Below are 17,853 nucleotides of genomic sequence, written 5' to 3'. Positions count from 1 at the left end.
TAATTCCTTTTAGGGACGTTGCGCTACATTGCCCGACCATTGCGCCGCGAGAAAACAAGGTCGGCGTCATCCGCCGAAATCCCTTCAGGGTATGCCGTACGCCATTTATTGGATCGCCGCGCTGGCTGTTTGCGTCCTGGGTCTGGCCATCAGCCTGATCTGGGCGCTGCGCCGACCTGCGTACGCCAATAAAGGCTTGCCGGCGGAGTGGTCACTCACGGCGCGGCCTGTATTCACGACCGACGAGCGCCGTGTCTTCCGGCTGCTGCGCGAGGCCCTGCCCCACCACGTCGTGCTGTCCAAGCTGCCGCTGGTGCGGTTTTGCCAGCCGACCGAGGCCAAGGAAGTGCGCTACTGGTTCGACCTGCTCGGCGCCTCGCATGTGACCTTCGCGGTCTGCAGCCCCAATGGTCGCGTGCTGGCCGCCATCGACCTCGAGGGCGAGCGCGGCGTTACGCCGCGCAGCCTGCAGATCAAGCATGCCGTGCTCTCCGCCTGCCGCGTGCGTTATTTGCGCTGCGCGATGGACCAGCTGCCCAGCGTCGCCGAGCTGCAGCTTTTGGTGCCCCAGAGCAGCAATTCACGCGGCCCGCTCCCCGCACCGGCAGCCACATCGACGCCGCCGCGCCGCCGCATGGGCAGCAGCGAGGACGAATTCGGCAGCGACTGGGGGCAGTTCTCCCAGCCTCTGCCGCTGTGGCAGGACGCTGGCGTCTTCAGTGGCGGCAATGACGGCTATGGGGACCGAGAGCGCGACCGCCATCCGCGCATGCCGGCCCAGCCCGCCGCGCCGCATCCACAGCGCCGTCTGTCCTCACGCAACCTCGACCCGGCGCGCTACAACCCGCGCAATCTGCCGGTGCTCGATGACGCCGACGAGGAGGCCATGATGGACGACATCGTCGGCGTCGTCGTCGATGCGCCGCGCTACGCCACCCAGCGTCCCCGTCGGAGTTGATTGCAACCGGCGACACTCGCCGGATGCATGACGCGACCCCTGATCTCAGTTTCGGCGACCTGACGCCGGAGTTCATGCTCGACGCCCTGGACGCCGCCGGCCTGCGTGCCGACGGCCGGCTGCTGCAGCTCAACTCCTTCGAGAACCGCGTGCTGATGCTGCACCTGGAGGACGGCGGCGCGGCTGTCGCCAAGTTCTACCGCCCGGCGCGCTGGAGCGATGCGCAGATCCTGGAAGAACACGATTTCGCCACCGAGCTCGCCGCCGCCGAGGTGCCCGTCGCGGCGCCGTGGACGCTAGAGGGCGGCTCCACCCTTTTCCACTATCAGGGCCAGCGCCTGGCCGTCACGCCGCGCCAGGGTGGGCGCGGGCCGGAGCTGGAAGACCCCGAAGTGCTGCGCTGGATCGGCCGGCTACTGGCTCGCCTGCACGGCGTCGGCCGCCAAAAGCCCTTTGCCGAACGCCTGGCCTGGGCCAGCGCCGCGCCCGCCCAGGCCGCACGCGATTGGCTGATGGGCAACGACGCCATCCCGCCCGAGATCGCACCCGCCTGGGACGAGGCCGCACGCCGCTGCATTGATGCCATCCAGGCCGCCTTTGACAGCCTGCCCGACTTGCAGTTGACACGCCTGCATGGCGACTGCCATCCCGGCAACATCCTCTGGACGCCTGACCGCGGGCCGCACTTCGTCGACCTCGACGACGCCGTCAATGGCCCGGTGGTGCAGGACCTGTGGATGCTGTTGCCCGGCGAGCCCGATGCTGCACGCAGCCTGCTCAACGCCGTGCTCGATGGCTACGAGCAGATCGCCGAATTCGATGATCGCGAACTGCGCCTGATCGAACCGTTGCGAACAATGCGCATGATCCACCACAGCGCCTGGCTGGCTCGCCGCTGGGGCGACCCGGCCTTCCCTCTCGCCTTCCCCTGGTTTGGCACGCCCAACTATTGGCTGGACCAAGTGGCCAAGCTGAGGGAACAGCTGGAAGCGATGCGGCCCAAGGGCAGCACCCCGACGCTGGCCCGTGACGAGGACGAGGTCAACTTCGATGGCGACGGCTTCGCCTGATTCGCTCAGGGCAGTGGGCTCGTCAACACCACGGCATAGCCATCGGGGTCGCGCAGCCAGAACTCCCAGTTGCCGTTCTGGCTCCAGCGCTTCGGCCTGACGACGTCGACATCCAGCGCTGTCGCCCGCTCCACGGCGGCGTCGAAGTCAGCCAGCTCGAACCACAGCAGCACGCCGTTGCCATAGGGGCGCAACTCGACGTCGCCAAGAGGCCCATGATCGTGATCGACCTCCCAGCGGTGCAACTGCAGCAGCAAATGGCCGTCGGGCGCGTTCAGGCGTTCGTATTCGTCGCCGCCGTGGCCGCTGTGGCACTCCAGCAAGCGCTGATACCAGCGGCTGCTGGCGGACACGTCATGGACGCAGATCAGCGGGGCGAGTTGCATGGCGGCTCTCCAGGAACGCCGTGAAATGCTAGCGCCAAGGTGGGGTCGATTGCCAGAAAATACTGGATATCCATACAGTCTTGTGATCTCATTCAAGCTCCGGATTCTTCCCCCGACCTGCCTGTTTCCTGGCCATGTTGTCCGCTTCTCTCGCCTCCTGTGTCCCTTGCGCTGCCTTGCGGCCCCCGCTCGTCCCCCTGCCGCTGGACGACGCCCGGCTGCAGGGGTGGCTGTGGCGCGGCAGCAGCCTGAGCACCGCCGCCGATCCGACGCTGGCCAGCGGTTTTGCGGCGCTGGACGCCGAACTGCCCGGCGGCGGCTGGCCGCTGCGGGCAGTCACCGAGTTGCTGACATCGCAGCCCGGCGTGCTGGAGTGGCGGCTGCTGGCGCCGGCTCTGCGCGGCTGGTGGGCGGCCCAGGCCCTGCCGGCGGCCGCTCCCGGCCGTCGCGGACGCGTGGTCACGTCGGCGCTGCGTTCGCTGCTGCTCATCAACCCGCCCCACACGCCCCATCTGCCGGGCCTGCAGGCCCTGGGCCTGCCACCCTCGGCACTGATCTGGGTGGAGGCCAGCACGCCGGCTCAAGCGCTCTGGGCCGCCGAGCAGGCCATCAAGTCGCGCGTGGCCGTGCTGGCCTGGCTGCCCGAGGCGCGGCCGGAGCAGATCCGGCGCCTGCAGGTCAATGCGCTGAGTTCCGATGCGCCGGCCTTCCTGATGCGGCCGGAGCGCGTGCAGCAGCAGTCCTCGGCCGCGCCGCTGCGCCTGATCGTGCAGCCGGGCGAGGGCTGGGACCTGGCCGTGCACCTGCTCAAGCGCCGCGGGCCCGCGCACGAGGGCTGGCTTGAACTGCCCGCCGTGCCCGGCGCGGTGGAACCGCTGCTGACTGCCGCCAAGCGCAAGCCCCTGCCTGCCCCCATGCCGGAGCCCGCGCCGGCTCCGGCCAGCCCTCCGATGGAGCGCCCTCATGCGCTGGCTCGCCCTGTGCTGCAGGCCTGATGCCCAAGGCAACGCCGGGCCGCCCCAAGTTGCCTTGACCCCCTCGGGGGGCGGGCAGGGCGCAGCCCTGCCCTGGGGGTCAACAGGTCATATTGGCGATGTTGACGCCCTCGGCTGGCTGGCGCTGAGCTTCACGCCGCGCGTTGCGCGGCTGGAGGAAGCGGTGGTGGCCGAGGTGTCGGCCAGCCTGCGGCTGTTCCGCGGCGCACGGGCGTTGCGGCAGCGGCTGCAGACGCAGGCAACACAAGCCGGCTTGGCCCTGGGCGACATGGCCTGGGCGCCGACAGCGCTGGGCGCCTTGGCACTGGCGCGTTGCAGCGACATCAATCCTGGCCGCCTGAGCGAGCGCCTGGACGCGCTGCCGTTATCGGCACTGAGCGCCGCCCAAGCCCATCACGCCATGCTGGCCCGCCTGGGCTGCACGCGCCTGGGCGAGCTGCGCCGGCTGCCTCGCCCGGCACTGGCCAAGCGCTTTGGCCCGGCGCTGCTGACGGCGCTGGACCAGGCCTATGGCGACCTGCCCGAGATACACAGCTGGCTGACCCTGCCCGATCGCTTCGACGCCCGGCTGGAGCTGCCCTACCGCGTCGAGCACGCGCCCGTGCTGCTGCACTTTGCTGAAACCCTGCTGCGCCAGCTCTGCGCCTTCCTCGCCGCCCGCCATGCCGGTGTGCGTGCGCTGCGACTGGCCTGGCAGCACGACGCGATGCGCCCCCGCGACGTGGCCGACAGCGGCGAGCTGACCGTGGCCACGGCGGACACGACGCGCGATCTGAGGCGGCTTACAAGGCTGCTGTCCGAACACCTGGGCCGCATGACACTGGCCGCGCCAGCCGGCGAAATCCGCCTCAGCGCCGATACCGTGCTGCCGCTGGAGGAAGGCAGCAGCAGCCTGTTGCCCGGCCCCGCCGATCCGCAGGAGCGCACGACGACGAATGCGCTGCTGGAGCGGTTGTCGGTGCGCCTGGGCGCCGACCATGTGCGCGAAGGCCGGCTGCGCGAAGACCATCGGCTGGCCGAAATGCAGCGCTGGCAGCCTTGGCCAGCACCGCCTGCCGTAGCTGTGCGCTCTCCACCAGGGCCGCAGCCGACCTGGCTCGTCGAGCCACCACAGCCACTGCGCTGCGATGCGCAGGAACAGCCGCTGTACGCCGGGCCGCTGGCGCGAGTCAGCGGCCCGCACCGCATCGAGGCCGGGTGGTGGGAGGGCCGCGGCGGCCTGCAGACGCGCGACTACTTCGTCTACCGCAGCGCCGCGCGCGGGTTGCTGTGGGTCTATCACGAGCGCCTGCCGGACGCGGCAACGGCCACATCGGGATGGTTCCTGCATGGGGTCTTCGCATGACGCCGCCGATGTCGGACCGCGACGAGCGGCTGGCGATGCTGCGCGAGCAGGGAATCGCCTCGGAAGCCGACCTGCGCCGCGCCGCCGATGGGTGGCAACGGGCCCAGCCCGGCTCGCGCACCGACGTGCCGCGGTATGCCGAGCTGCACTGCCTGTCGGCCTTCAGCTTCCTGCGTGGCGCGTCCGAGCCGGCCGAACTGGTGGAGCGTGCCTGCGACCTGGGCTACGAAGCGCTGGCCATCACCGACGAATGCTCGCTGGCGGGCGTCGTGCGCGCGCACAAGCAATTGCGGGAGATGCGCGAGGCAGCGCACCACGCCCTGAAAGAGGTTGCACGCGAGGCGGGCCAGACCGAAGACGACATTGCGCAACCGCAGCTGATGCAGTTGCTGATCGGCAGCGAGTTCCTTGTGCGCGACGACACCGGCACGCCGCGCTTCAAGCTCGTGCTGCTGGCGCAGAACCTCAACGGCTACGGCAATCTCAGCCAGTTCATCACCCGGCTGCGGCGTGCCAGCCCGGTCAAAGGCGAGTACACGCTGCACTGGCGCCAGATCTCACCCGAGAAACTGTCCGACTGCTTGGCCCTGCTCGTGCTGCCGCGCGAGGCCCCAGATGCCGAGCTGGCGCCGGCGGCGCATTGGGTGCTGCGCCATTTCGCCGGCCGCGCCTGGATCGCCGTCGAGCTGCTGCGCGAGGCCAGCGATGCGCTGTGGCTGCAGCGGCTGCAGGCGCTGTCCGAGGAGACGGCGCTGCCGCTGGTTGCCGCCGGTGACGTGCACTTCCACGTGCGCTCGCGCAAGGCGCTGCAGGACGTGATGACGGCCACGTGCCTGGGCCGCACGGTGGCCGAGTGCGGTTTCGACCTGCAGCCCAACGCCGAGCGCCATCTGCGCAGCCGCTACCGGATCTCGCAGATCTATCCGCAAGCGTTGATGCGAGAGACGACGCAGGTGGCGGCTCGCTGCACGTTCAGCCTCAACGAGATCAGCTACCGCTACCCCAGCGAGGTTGTGCCTGCCGGTCGCACGCCGCGCCAGCACCTGCGCGACCTGACCTATGCCGGTGCCTACAAGCGCTGGCCAGAAGCCAAGGGCGGTGTGCCCGACAAATTCAAGCGCCGCATCGAGGACGAACTGGAACTGATCGAGGAGCTGGCGTACGAACACTACTTCCTGACCGTTGCCGATGTGGTCGACTTCGCGCGCAGCATCGGCATCCTCTGCCAGGGTCGCGGCTCAGCCGCCAACAGCGTCGTCTGCTACTGCCTGCACGTCACATCGGTGGACCCCGACCGCAGCACGCTGCTGTTCGAGCGCTTCATCAGCCGCGAGCGCAACGAACCGCCCGACATCGACGTCGACTTCGAGCATGAGCGCCGCGAGGAGGTCATCCAGCACCTCTACAAGAAATACGGCCGCGACCGTGCCGCGCTGACGGCCGTCGTCATCTGCTACCGGCCCAAGAGCGCGATCCGGGATGTCGGCAAGGCGCTGGGCTTCAGCGAGGCGCAGCTCGAAGTGATGAGCAATGACCACAGCGGCTGGTCCACCCAGGTGCTGCCCGAAGAACATCGGATCGAGCTGCTGCAGCAGCTTGGCTTGCCGGACGACGATCCGCGGCTTCAGCAACTCATCACCCTGGGCCGCCAGCTCAACGGGCTGCCCCGCCACCTCTCCCAGCACGTGGGCGGCTTCGTGCTGACGCAAGGCTCGCTCGAGCGCCTCGTGCCCATCGAGAACGCGACGATGAAGGACCGCAGCGTCATCGAGTGGGACAAGGACGACATCGACGAGCTGAAGATGATGAAGGTCGACGTGCTGGCCTTGGGCATGCTCAGCGCCATCCGGCGTTGCTTCGATCTCGTCAACCCGATGCGCGGCACGGCCATCGACCTGACCATCCCCGACAACGACACCGCCACCTACGACATGATCTGCAAGGCCGACACCATCGGTGTGTTCCAGATCGAATCGCGAGCCCAGATGTCGATGCTGCCGCGGCTGAAGCCGCGCGACTACTACGACCTGGTCGTGGAAGTCGCCATCGTCCGCCCCGGGCCGATCGAGGGCGGCATGGTGCACCCCTATCTGAAGAACCGCGCATTGCCGGCAGACCAGGTGGAGTACCCCAGCGAGGCGCTGAAGGAAGCCCTGTGGCGCACCCGGGGCGTGCCCATCTTCCAGGAGCAGGTCATGCAGGTGGCCATGATCGCCGCGGGCTTCAGCGCCGGGGAGGCTGACCAGCTGCGCCGTGCCATGGCCGCGTGGAAGCGCCCCGGCGTGCTGGAGAAGTACTACGACAAGGTCGTCAAGGGCATGCGAGAACGAGGTTATGAGGACGCGTTTGCCGAGCGCATCTTCAGCCAGATCAAGGGCTTCTCCTCCTACGGCTTCCCCGAGTCCCATGCCGCCAGCTTCGCGCTGCTGACCTATGTCAGCTCCTGGCTCAAATGCCACGAGCCCGCGGCCTTCCTGTGCGCGCTGCTGAACTCGCAACCGCTGGGCTTCTACACGCCCAGCCAGCTCATTCAGGACGCGCGCCGGCACGAGGTCGAGGTGCGCGCCATCGACGTGAACCACAGCAACAAGGACAGCACGCTGGAGCCCCGACCGGGCGAGCACCAACCCGCCGTGCGGCTGGGCCTGCGCCTCGTCGGCGGCCTGGGCGACGAGGCGGCCGAGCGCATCGAGCAGGCTCGCGCTCGCGACGGCGAATTCGCCCACCCGCAGGACCTGGCCTTCCGAGCCCGCCTGACGCAGCAAGACATGCAACAGCTCGCCGCCGCCGATGCACTGACGTCGCTGGCCGGCCATCGCCGCCAGCAGGTCTGGCAGGCCTCGGCCCTGCATGCCATGCCGGAGCTGCTGCAGGGCAGCCTGCTGCCCGAGGATGATCTCGAACTACCCGCCGCCGCCGAGGGCGAGGAGGTGCTGTGGGACTACGCCGCCACGGGCCTGACGCTACGCCGCCACCCGCTGGCCCTGCTGCGCCCACGCCTGTCCAAGCAAGGGCTGCTCAGCGCCCAGCAGCTCGACGCCGTCAAGAGCGGCCGCCGCGCCAAGGCCTGCGGCATCGTCACCGGGCGGCAGAAGCCGCAGACGGCCAAGGGCACCCTGTTCGTCACGCTGGAGGACGAGACCGGCAACGTGCAGGTCATCGTCTGGCCCAAGGTCTATGAAGAGCACCGCAACACCATCCTCGGCGCACGGCTGCTGGCCGTGGAAGGCGTCTGGCAGCGCGGCGACGGCGATGTGCGCCACCTGCTGGCGCAGGGCTTCACCAACCTCAACCCGCTGCTGGGCCGGTTGCCGACGGAGAGTCGGGACTTCAAGTGAGCTAAACCCGGCAAGTCCCGCTTCCGAACACCGGGCCGCACATGGGCCCACCATGACCGCCACTTCGGGCCGCTGCCAAGTGCGCACTGGATGCAGCAGCCAGTAATGAGCGGAGGAGCGAAGCCCTGCGCCCCAATGACTCCAATCGGTCAGAAATTTCAATCCACTCCCATAAGACGGGTGCACAGCCAGTATCTCATTCGCGACATACCCTTACGGAAATCTGCTCTAATTATTCTGAAAAATCAGTCCCCAATCCGGAGGGCCAGCGATGAAGACCCCGCAAAACCGTCGCATCCTGTTGGTGGATGACATGCCTGCAATCCACGAGGATTTTCGAAAGATCCTCATGCCGCAAGCGCCGGAACACGCGCAACTCAGCGCCGTGGAAGCAGCTTTGTTTGGCGAAGAGGACAGCGCGCTCCCCCAAATCGCCTTTGAACTCGATTCTGCCTATCAGGGGCAGGAGGGGCTTTCAAGATTAGAGGCCGCCCTCCACGAAAACAGGCCCTATGCCATGGCCTTCGTGGATATGCGCATGCCGCCCGGCTGGGATGGTGTGCAAACCATTGAACATCTATGGCAGCGCGACCCACGTTTGCAGGTCGTTATTTGCACGGCATATGCCGACGGTTCGTGGGCCGATATCTTGGCGCGCCTGGACGTGTCCGACCGTCTGCTGATCCTCAAAAAACCCTTTGATTCCATCGAGGTCTTCCAACTGGCCACGGCGCTCACCACCAAATGGCAAATGATGCAGGATGCGGCGGCGCACCGCACCCTTTTGGAAGACGCGGTACGGGAACGCACCAGTGAACTGCTCACCGTCAACGAAGTTTTACAGAACGAGATAAGGGAGCGCAAGCATCTGGAAGGGCAATTGATCCAATCAGAAAAGCTGGCCTCCATCGGTCAGCTTGCGGCAGGTGTCGCGCATGAGATAAACAATCCGATCGGCTATATCTTCTCCAACCATGGCACCTTGGATGGATATATCGGAAAACTATTCGAGCTGATTGCCGCCTATGAACACGCAGAAACCAGCATCACGGCACCCGAGGTGATTGCAAATCTGCGCGCACTGCGTGAACGTGTGGAGCTGGATTTCTTGAAAGAAGACATTCCAGTGCTCATACGAGAATCCAAGCAAGGCATTGTGCGGGTGCGCCAGATCGTCCAGGATCTGAAGGACTTTTCCCGCATTGATTCGTCGCAAGACTGGGAATCAGCCGATCTGCACCAGGGCATCGATTCGACGCTGAATATCGTCGCCAGCGAAATCAAGTACAAGGCCGATCTGGTCAAGGAATATGGCGCCATTCCCAATATTGAATGCCTGCCTTCACAGATCAATCAGGTGGTGATGAACCTTGTGGTCAATGCGACTCACGCCATTGGTGAAAAACGTGGCCGCATCGCCATTCGAACGGGAGCCGAAGGGGCGCACGTGTGGATGGAGGTGGCCGACACGGGCACTGGCATACCACCCGACACGCTCAAGCATATTTTCGAGCCCTTCTTCACCACCAAGCCCGTTGGCAAAGGCACGGGGCTCGGGCTATCGGTGTCCTACGGCATCGTGCAGAAACACCACGGCCGCATCGACGTGGAAAGTGTCGTGGGTCAAGGCACCACGTTTCGCGTCACGCTGCCCGTGCGACAGACAAAAACGCAAGCCGAAGTGCCAGTGTCCGATATCTGAAGCCACTTCATGCAAGGCAACCCATCATGAAAACATGGCCTGCCCCAAACAAGGGCCGTATTCTCGTCGTGGACAGCAATCCCGACACTCACGGCGCCTTTCGCAACATGTTGGTCGAAGATGCCCATGCGCAAGGGAAATTCGAACTGGACTGCGCCCGCGACACCCCCGACAGCCTTGCCCTTATGCAGCAGTCCCTGCTGGCCTCACAACCTTATACCTTGGTATTCATAGGCGCCTCTCAAACGAAGGCATGGACAGCGGTCGAAATAGCCCCCCAAATTTGGGCAATTGATCCCAGAGTTCAGATCGTGCTTTGCGCGGAGCGGCTCGCTTCTTCCTCTGACTCGTTATTCGAAGCCATGGGAGCAACGAATAGCAGGTGGCTGACGCTTCAAATGCCTCTTGACCGCGTCGAAGTCATCCAGCTGTCACATTCCCTGACAGAGAAGTGGCATTTGCAACAGTTTGCCGAGGCGCATCAAGGCGTGAACTCGTCGGCAGAGACGACAGCGGCAGAGAGCCCAGTGGATGCGTCCCAGATCAATGAGCAAGATTTGCTGCGCACACTCCTGGACAACTCACCCGATCATATTTATTTCAAAGATATGCAGTCCCGTTTTCTCAAATGCAGCAAAGCCCAGGCGTTGCAATTCGGGGCCGCGTCGCCGGCGGCATTGGTAGGCAAGACAGATTTCGATTTTTTTTCCGAAGAGCATGCGCGCCCCGCCTATGAGGATGAACAGGAAATACTGCGCACAGGCCAACCGATGATTGGCAAAGCGGAGAAGGAAACCTGGAAGGATGGCCGCGCCGAGTCCTGGACGCTGAGTACCAAAATGCCGCTGCGCAACAGTGCAGGAGTCATCATCGGCACCTTCGGCATCTCCAAGGACATTACTGCGCTGAAGCAGTCGGAAGCAGCGCTGGCATATCACCACGATTTGCTGAGCACGCTGATGGAGAATTCGCCTGATTCCATCTTCTTCAAGGATTTGAAATCACGCTTCGTCAAAATAAGCCGTTCAGAGCTGCATAACCTGCTGCGACTATCGATCAGCCGCTACCGCGCAGTACATCCCGGCACGGATGAAGACGCACTCCCGCCGCATTTGGCCAACGTGGATGAGTTTGAAAAATATGTGATCGGCAAAACCGATGCAGACCTTTACGGCCAGGACAGGGCGAGTGAATTCAGCCATGATGAAGAAGAAATCCTCCGGACCGGAAAACCCATCGTCGAAAAGAGCGAGAAAACCGTCCATCCCGATGGGCGCGTTGTTTGGTATCTCACCACCAAAAGCCCCTGGAGAGACCGGCATGGTCAACTGATCGGGACCTTCGGAACGTCAAAAAACATATCCGAACTGAAGGAAGCCGAGCGAAAAATTGAAGAGGTGCAGGCCCAACTGCTGACTGCGGCACGCCTCGCCGGCATGGCAGAGATCGCAACCAACGTTTTGCACAACGTGGGCAACGTTCTCAACAGCGTCAACGTATCGGCCGACTTGATTGGCGCCCAGTTGCGGGCATCCAAGCTCAAGGGACTCGCCCGCTCCGTGGCTTTGATGGATGCGCATACCGAGGATTTGGGGCAGTTCCTGACGCAGGACAGCAAAGGCAAGCTGCTGCCCACCTATTTGCGTGAACTGGCTCGAACACTCGAGGGTGAGCACGAAGCCATAACGACTGAACTGGGCGCGCTGTGCGGCAGCGTGGAACATATCAAACAGGTCATCGCAACCCAGCAGTCATATGCAGGCACGCCGCGTGTTGTCGAATCCGCCAAGGTGGACGAACTGCTGGACGACGCGCTGCGCATGCACACGGTTGCGCTGACGCGTCACAAAGTGGATGTTGTAAAAAACTACCCGACCTTGCCCGCTCTCTTACTGGATCGGCATCGCGTGTTGCAGGTACTGGTGAACTTGATCAGCAACGCCAAACAAGCGTTGAGCGCGACCGCGGACAAACGCGCCTTCATTACGCTCGGTGCTGTTTTGATGGAAGGGCCTGTGCTGCGCATCACGGTGACGGACAACGGCGAAGGCATCGCGCCGGAGAATCTGACCCGCGTTTTCTCTCATGGTTTCACCACGCGCAAGAACGGGCATGGCTTTGGTTTGCACAGCTGCGTTCTGGCCGCACAGGAGATGGGCGGCAGCTTGAGCGTCCATAGCGATGGCCCTGGGCAAGGTGCGTCGTTCATCCTGGAGGTTCCCGTGAACGTGCCGGCGGGATCCGCGCGCTGAATGTTTGAGGCGGCGGGGTATCCACCACGCCGTCGAGCCTCGGGGGCGCTGTCGCAGCGCCGCGACCACAGTTGCTCCGCACAAGGACGAAGGCCGCGCGTCTTGCGACTTCGCGGCCTTCCATTTGGTGCATCTTTCAGCTTGTTAGCGTCCAGAGCGCATTTCCCAGCGATCTAACGTGTGCATGCTAACGCCGTGGCTACCGCCCTCCCTGCGGAGCAACCCTGATACGACCGGAGACGCGATCAACGTCCAATCCACCGGCGGCATCAATACAAGAACTCCAGGGAGGAGTGCCCATGAAATATCGGCTGGCTTTGGACCTCGGCTCGACTTCACTCGGCTGGGCCATCGTGCAACTCAACGCCAAGGATGAGCCTTGCGCCATCGTGCGCGCCGGCGTACGCATCTTCCCGGACGGGCGCAATCCGAAAGACGGCTCCTCGCTGGCGGTCACGCGCCGCAACGCTCGCGCCATGCGCCGACGCCGCGACAGGTTGCTCAAGCGCAAGGCGCGCATGCAGCGGCTTCTGATCGAGCACGACTTATTCCCTGCTGACGAGGCGGCCCGCAAGGCGCTGGAGACGCTCAATCCCTACGAGCTGCGCGCCAAGGGTTTGGACGCGGCACTGACGCCGGCCGAGTTCGCCCGCGCGCTCTTCCATCTCAACCAGCGCCGCGGCTTCAAGAGCAACCGCCGCACAGACAGGAAGGACAACGACAGCGGTGCTCTGAAGGCAGCCATCGGCGGCTTGCGCGCACAGCTTGATACGGCAGGCGCCGATGGCAGGGCGCGGACGGTGGGCGAATTGCTATGGCGGCGCATGAGCGATCCGAACGTCCTCACCGTGCGTGCCCGCTATCGCGAGCAGCGCATCACCAAGGACGATGGCAAGACGCGCGTCGACAAGAGCTACGACCTGTATGTAGACCGCGCGATGGTGGAGGCAGAGTTCGACGCGCTGTGGGCCAAACAAGCGGAACTCAGTCCCACCCAGTTCGGCGAAGCCGCCCGCGCCACGCTGAAGGACTGCCTGCTGCACCAGCGCAACTTGCGTCCCGTCCGCCCCGGCCGCTGCACGCTGGAGCCCGACGAGCCGCGCGCACCGCTGGCCCTGCCCAGCCAGCAGCGCTTCCGCATCCTGCAGGAGGTCAACCACCTGCGTCTGCTCGGCGGCCGGTTGCTGGAAGAGTCACTGAGCGTTGAGCAACGCGACAAGCTGGTGGCGGCGTTGGAGGACGGCAGCAAGTCCTTCAAGACGGCCATCCCCAAGCTGCTGGGCCTACCGGGCACGGTGCAGTTCAACCTGGCCGACGCCAAGCGAACCGAGCTGAAGGGCAATGCCACCAGCATGCTGCTCGGCAAGAAGGATTTCTTCGGCCCGGCCTGGCACGGCTTCAGCGAGGCGCGCCAGGACGAGATCGTCATGCGCATCCAGGAGGAGGAAAGCGAAGCACGGCTGGTGGACTGGCTGGCCACATCCACAGGCGTAGACGAGGCTCACGCGCTGAAGATCGCCAATGCCGCGCTGCCCGAGGGCTACGGCTCGCTGAGCGCCAAGGCGCTGGCCAAGATCCTGCCGGCCATGCGCGCCGAGGTCATCACCTACGACAAGGCCGTGCTGGCCGCCGGCTACGACCATCACAGCCACATCAGCCACGCGGCCTCGACCGGCGAGATCTTGCCCGAGCTGCCCTACTACGGCGAGTACCTGCAGCGGCATGTGGGATTCGGCACTGGCGAACTGAATGACACGCCGGAAAAGCGCTTCGGCCGAATCGCCAACCCGACGGTGCACATCGGGCTGAACCAGGTGCGCGTCGTCGTCAATGCGCTGATCAAGCGCTACGGCCACCCCACCGAGGTGATCGTGGAAGTGGCACGCGACCTCAAACAGAGCCAGGACCAGCGCCGCGAAACGCAGGAGCAGCAAGCGAAGAACCAGAAGCGCAATGAGCGGCTGCGCAAGGACGCGGCGGCCATCCTGGGCATTGCCGATGAGCGCGTGCGCCTTGCGGACATCCAGAAGCTGATCCTCTGGGAGGAATTGAGCTTCGACATCGCGGACCGGCGCTGCCCCTATAGCGGCGTGCAGTTGAGCGCGGCCATGGTGTTGAGCGAACAGGTGGAGATCGAGCACATCCTGCCGTTCTCGATGACGCTGGATGACAGCCTCAACAACAAGACCGTGGCGATGCGCCTGGTCAACCGCCTCAAAGGCAACCGCACGCCCTGGGACGCGCGCGAAGCCTTTGCCGGACAAGGCTGGGACTACGACGGCATCCTGATGCGCGCCGAGCGCATGCCCCGCGCCAAGCGCCAGCGCTTTGCGCCGGACGGCTTAGAGAAGTGGCTGAAGGAGGATAAGGACTTCCTGGCCCGGGCGCTGAACGACACACGCCACCTGAGCCGAGTGGCGCGCGAGTATTTGAGCCTTGTCTGCCCTGCCAGCACACGCGTGATTCCGGGGCAGATGACGGCGATGCTGCGCGCCAAGTTCGGCCTTAACGACATCCTCGGATTGAACGGCGAGAAGAACCGCAACGACCACCGGCATCACGCGGTGGATGCCTGCGTCGTGGCAGTGACCGACCAGGGCCTGCTGCAGCGCTTTGCCCAGGCCAGCGCCGACGCGCGCGGCAAAGGACTGGACCGGCTGGTCGAGACCATGCCCGACCCGTGGGACAGCTATCGCGAGCATGTGCAGCGCGCAGTGAATTCGATCTGGGTCAGCCATAAGCCGGATCATGGCTTCGAGGGCGCGATGCACGAGGACACAACCTATCGCCCGCCGCATCTCGACCCCAAGAACATGTGGCGCACGCGCGGCATCGGCGGCGGCAAGCCGAATGAAAAGGAAGCCGACTCCAAGGCGATGGTCGGCTTCACCGGGCCGGAGCATTTGCAACGCCACCACCGCGACAAGGCCGGTCAGCAGTTGCCCTACAAGGGCTACGTGGCCAGCCCCAAGTTTTGCATGGACATCGTGCGCAACGACAAGGGTCGATGGGAGGGCGAGGTCGTGTCAACCTTCGAGGCATATCGCCTGGTCAGCGAGTTCGGCAGAGATGCCGCCTTGGCGCACATCCAGTCGAAGAGCCGCAGCATTTCAGGCAAGCCGTTGGTGATGCGCCTGCAAGGCGGTGACATGGTTCGCTTCGACGACGACGAGGGCCGGCCTGTGGTGCTGCGCGTCGTCAACATGACGGGTAACGGCCAGATCTTCTTTGCGCCGCATAACGAAGCCAACGGAGATGCGCGCAATAGAGACAAACAAGACCAGTTTGTCTATCTGTCCAAATATGCCGGATCACTTCAAAAAGCCCGTGGCCGCCGGGTCACGGTCTCGCCGGCGGGCGAGCTGCGCGACCCCGGCTTCAAGGAGTAGCTCGCATGATCGGCCGCATCGTCGAAGTGGCCGATGACCGCCGGCACCTGTCCATGAATCGCGGCTTCATGGTGGTCAAGGACACGGAGTCGGGCAAGGAACTCGGCCAGGTGCCGCTAGACGACATCGCCGCCGTGATCGCCAATGCCCAGGGCCTGAGCTACACGAACAACCTGCTCGTGGCGCTGGCCGAGCGCGGCGCGCCGTTCGTGCTGTGCGCGGCCAACCACAACGCGGTGGGCATGCTGCTGCCCATCGAGGGAAATTTCGAGCAGTCCAAGCGCATCGAGGCGCAGATCGCTGCCAGCCTGCCCACGCACAAGCGCCTGTGGGCTGCTGTTGTGCGATCCAAGCTGGAACAACAGGCCGCCGCGCTGGAGGCCGCCGGGGCACCCACTGCGCCACTGACCGCGCTGGCCGCCAAGGTGCGCAGCGGCGACCCCGACAACCTGGAGGCCCAGGGCGCACGGCGCTACTGGGGCCTGCTGTTCGGCGACGGCTTCCGGCGAGATCAGCAGGGCGGTGGTGTCAATGGCCTGCTGAACTATGGCTACACGGTGATGCGCGCTGCGATGGCCCGCGCCATCATCGCAGCGGGTCTGCACCCCGGCATCGGCCTGCATCACAGCCACGACAACAACGCGATGCGGCTGGTCGATGACCTGATGGAACCCTTCCGGCCCGTCATCGATCTGAAGGTCTGGCAGCTGCGCCGCAATGGCGAAGAGATAGTCACGCCCGAGTCCAAGCGCGCCCTGGTGCGCACGCTCTACGACGACATGCAGACAGCTGCGGGGGCAACCCCTGTCATGGTCTGCACGCAGCGGTTGGCGGTTTCGCTGGCGCAGGTGTACCTGGGCGAGCGGGACAAGTTGGACCTGCCCCTGCCCGGCCTGCCGCTGTCGCTGGCGTCAGCGCTGCAGGCCGACGAATGAGCCGCGCCCCATGCTTACGGGATACCGGCTGATGTGGATGGTGGTGATGTTCGATCTGCCGGTGGTCGAGAAGGCCGAGCGTCGCGCAGCCACCGAGTTTCGCAACGCATTGCTGGATATGGGCTTCGAGATGAGCCAGTTCAGCGTCTACATGCGCTTTTGCACCAGCGGCACCCAGGTAGAGACCTACTGCAAACGGGTCGAAGGGGCATTGCCGGCCGGCGGCAAGGTCAATATCCTGCAGTTCACCGACAAGCAGTACGAACGCATCATCAGCTACCAGGGCAAGGCCAAGCAGCCGGCCAAAAAAACGCCCGACCAATTCGACCTGTTCTAGCCATGCGCACGTTTTCGGCCCGTCCAGAAGGCAAAAACCCCTTGACGAATCAAGGGGTTGTTGCCGGCCGAGTCTAGATCGCTGGGAAATGCGCTCTGGCCGGAACGATCGCCTTGCCCCTTAGCTCCTTGTTGGTAGTCTAGATCGCTGGGAAATGCGCTCTGGCCGGAACGAGGCGAAGCCGCCAACGCCGATCCAGCCGAGTCTAGATCGCTGGGAAATGCGCTCTGGCCGGAACACGGCCGAGCCGTACTGTTCCTGCCAAAGGAGTCTAGATCGCTGGGAAATGCGCTCTGGCCGGAACGGTGTGAGGTTGAGGCCGCGCTGCGCGAGCGAGTCTAGATCGCTGGGAAATGCGCTCTGGCCGGAACGCCATTCTGGCTCACTGCCGACGAACCCGTAGTCTAGATCGCTGGGAAATGCGCTCTGGCCGGAACCCTACAAGGTGCTGACCGCGGGGTCCAAGGAGTCTAGATCGCTGGGAAATGCGCTCTGGCCGGAACTCGGCGGCGTGACCGCTACCGGCCACTGGAAGTCTAGATCGCTGGGAAATGCGCTCTGGCCGGAACGTGCACGCAGTCGGGCTCGTCGCTGTAGCCGAGTCTAGATCGCTGGGAAATGCGCTCTGGCCGGAACAGGCCCAGGTGATGCGCGCGCAGCTCCAGGAGTCTAGATCGCTGGGAAATGCGCTCTGGCCGGAACTCACGATCTTCGATGCAACCAGCAATTCGGAGTCTAGATCGCTGGGAAATGCGCTCTGGCCGGAACAGATACGCGCCGTACTGGCCTGGCTCGCAGAGTCTAGATCGCTGGGAAATGCGCTCTGGCCGGAACTTGACCAACAGGCTCGAGCGACACGGCGAGAGTCTAGATCGCTGGGAAATGCGCTCTGGCCGGAACTAGCAATCCTTGCTGACGCAGGTATCGGCCAGTCTAGATCGCTGGGAAATGCGCTCTGGCCGGAACAATGGCGTTCTGCTGCCGACTGGCAATGCGAGTCTAGATCGCTGGGAAATGCGCTCTGGCCGGAACCGCGTTCCGTCGGCGGCTACACGGTCTGGGAGTCTAGATCGCTGGGAAATGCGCTCTGGCCGGAACCTGGATCACCAGGTGCAGTTGGCCGGCTGGAAGTCTAGATCGCTGGGA

Annotated in this window: 11 protein-coding genes and 1 CRISPR repeat array (1 of these 12 only partly in view); of the genes, 10 read left to right on the top strand and 1 reads right to left on the bottom strand. The window is 64.6% G+C overall.

The window, feature by feature from the left end:
• The first annotated feature begins 91 nt into the window (after nt 1–91).
• A complete protein-coding gene (locus ASC91_RS24020; protein ID WP_056203154.1) occupies nt 92–958 on the top strand; it encodes a DUF2726 domain-containing protein in 867 nt (288 codons plus the stop codon).
• Nucleotides 959–981: 23 nt separating this feature from the next.
• Nucleotides 982–2,028, top strand: coding sequence for a serine/threonine protein kinase (locus tag ASC91_RS24015; RefSeq protein ID WP_056203151.1), 1,047 nt, complete (start codon nt 982–984; stop codon nt 2,026–2,028).
• Nucleotides 2,029–2,033: 5 nt separating this feature from the next.
• Here ASC91_RS24015 and ASC91_RS24010 read toward each other — a convergent pair whose 3' ends face one another.
• Nucleotides 2,034–2,414 carry a VOC family protein gene (locus ASC91_RS24010; RefSeq protein WP_056203148.1) on the bottom strand — a complete coding sequence of 127 codons (381 nt, stop codon included), beginning with the start codon at nt 2,412–2,414 and terminating at the stop codon, nt 2,034–2,036.
• 176 nt (nt 2,415–2,590) lie between these two features.
• Here ASC91_RS24010 and ASC91_RS24005 point away from each other — a divergent pair, with 176 nt between their 5' ends.
• The 8 genes from ASC91_RS24005 (at nt 2,591) to cas2 (ending at nt 16,707) form a co-directional block, all read left to right on the top strand.
• Nucleotides 2,591–3,409 carry a hypothetical protein gene (locus ASC91_RS24005; protein WP_056203145.1) on the top strand — a complete coding sequence of 273 codons (819 nt, stop codon included), beginning with the start codon at nt 2,591–2,593 and terminating at the stop codon, nt 3,407–3,409.
• On the top strand, nt 3,378–4,754 hold the full coding sequence (locus ASC91_RS24000; protein ID WP_056203143.1) for a DNA polymerase Y family protein: 1,377 nt from the start codon (nt 3,378–3,380) through the stop codon (nt 4,752–4,754). Before ASC91_RS24005 ends, ASC91_RS24000 begins: the two co-directional genes overlap by 32 nt.
• On the top strand, nt 4,751–8,092 hold the full coding sequence (locus ASC91_RS23995; protein ID WP_235532081.1) for an error-prone DNA polymerase: 3,342 nt from the start codon (nt 4,751–4,753) through the stop codon (nt 8,090–8,092). The genes ASC91_RS24000 and ASC91_RS23995 overlap by 4 nt, the downstream gene beginning before the upstream one ends.
• A gap of 271 nt (nt 8,093–8,363) precedes the next feature.
• Nucleotides 8,364–9,794: an ATP-binding protein gene (locus ASC91_RS23990; protein WP_056203135.1), complete on the top strand. Its 1,431-nt coding sequence runs from the start codon at nt 8,364–8,366 to the stop codon at nt 9,792–9,794.
• Between the two features lie 26 nt (nt 9,795–9,820).
• The gene (locus ASC91_RS23985; RefSeq protein WP_082532967.1) at nt 9,821–12,046 is read left to right on the top strand and encodes a PAS domain-containing protein; all 2,226 of its coding nucleotides are present in this window, start codon (nt 9,821–9,823) and stop codon (nt 12,044–12,046) included.
• Between the two features lie 299 nt (nt 12,047–12,345).
• Entirely contained in the window at nt 12,346–15,435 is a 3,090-nt protein-coding gene (gene cas9 / locus ASC91_RS23980; RefSeq protein WP_056203130.1) for a type II CRISPR RNA-guided endonuclease Cas9, read from the top strand.
• Nucleotides 15,436–15,440: 5 nt separating this feature from the next.
• Nucleotides 15,441–16,370 (top strand): type II CRISPR-associated endonuclease Cas1, encoded by a 930-nt coding sequence (gene cas1, locus ASC91_RS23975; protein ID WP_056203125.1) that lies wholly within the window; start codon nt 15,441–15,443, stop codon nt 16,368–16,370.
• A 10-nt stretch (nt 16,371–16,380) separates the two neighbouring features.
• Nucleotides 16,381–16,707, top strand: coding sequence for a CRISPR-associated endonuclease Cas2 (cas2, locus tag ASC91_RS23970; RefSeq protein ID WP_200955328.1), 327 nt, complete (start codon nt 16,381–16,383; stop codon nt 16,705–16,707).
• Nucleotides 16,708–16,777: 70 nt separating this feature from the next.
• Nucleotides 16,778–17,853: a CRISPR direct-repeat array (repeat unit 36 nt; unit sequence AGTCTAGATCGCTGGGAAATGCGCTCTGGCCGGAAC) (it continues 1,472 nt past the right edge of the window).

Origin of the sequence: Pelomonas sp. Root1237 (assembly GCF_001425055.1) — a bacterium.
Lineage (GTDB): Bacteria > Pseudomonadota > Gammaproteobacteria > Burkholderiales > Burkholderiaceae_C > Pelomonas.
Note: the sequence above shows the minus strand (reverse complement) of the source record. Positions and strands in the feature narration are given on the sequence as shown.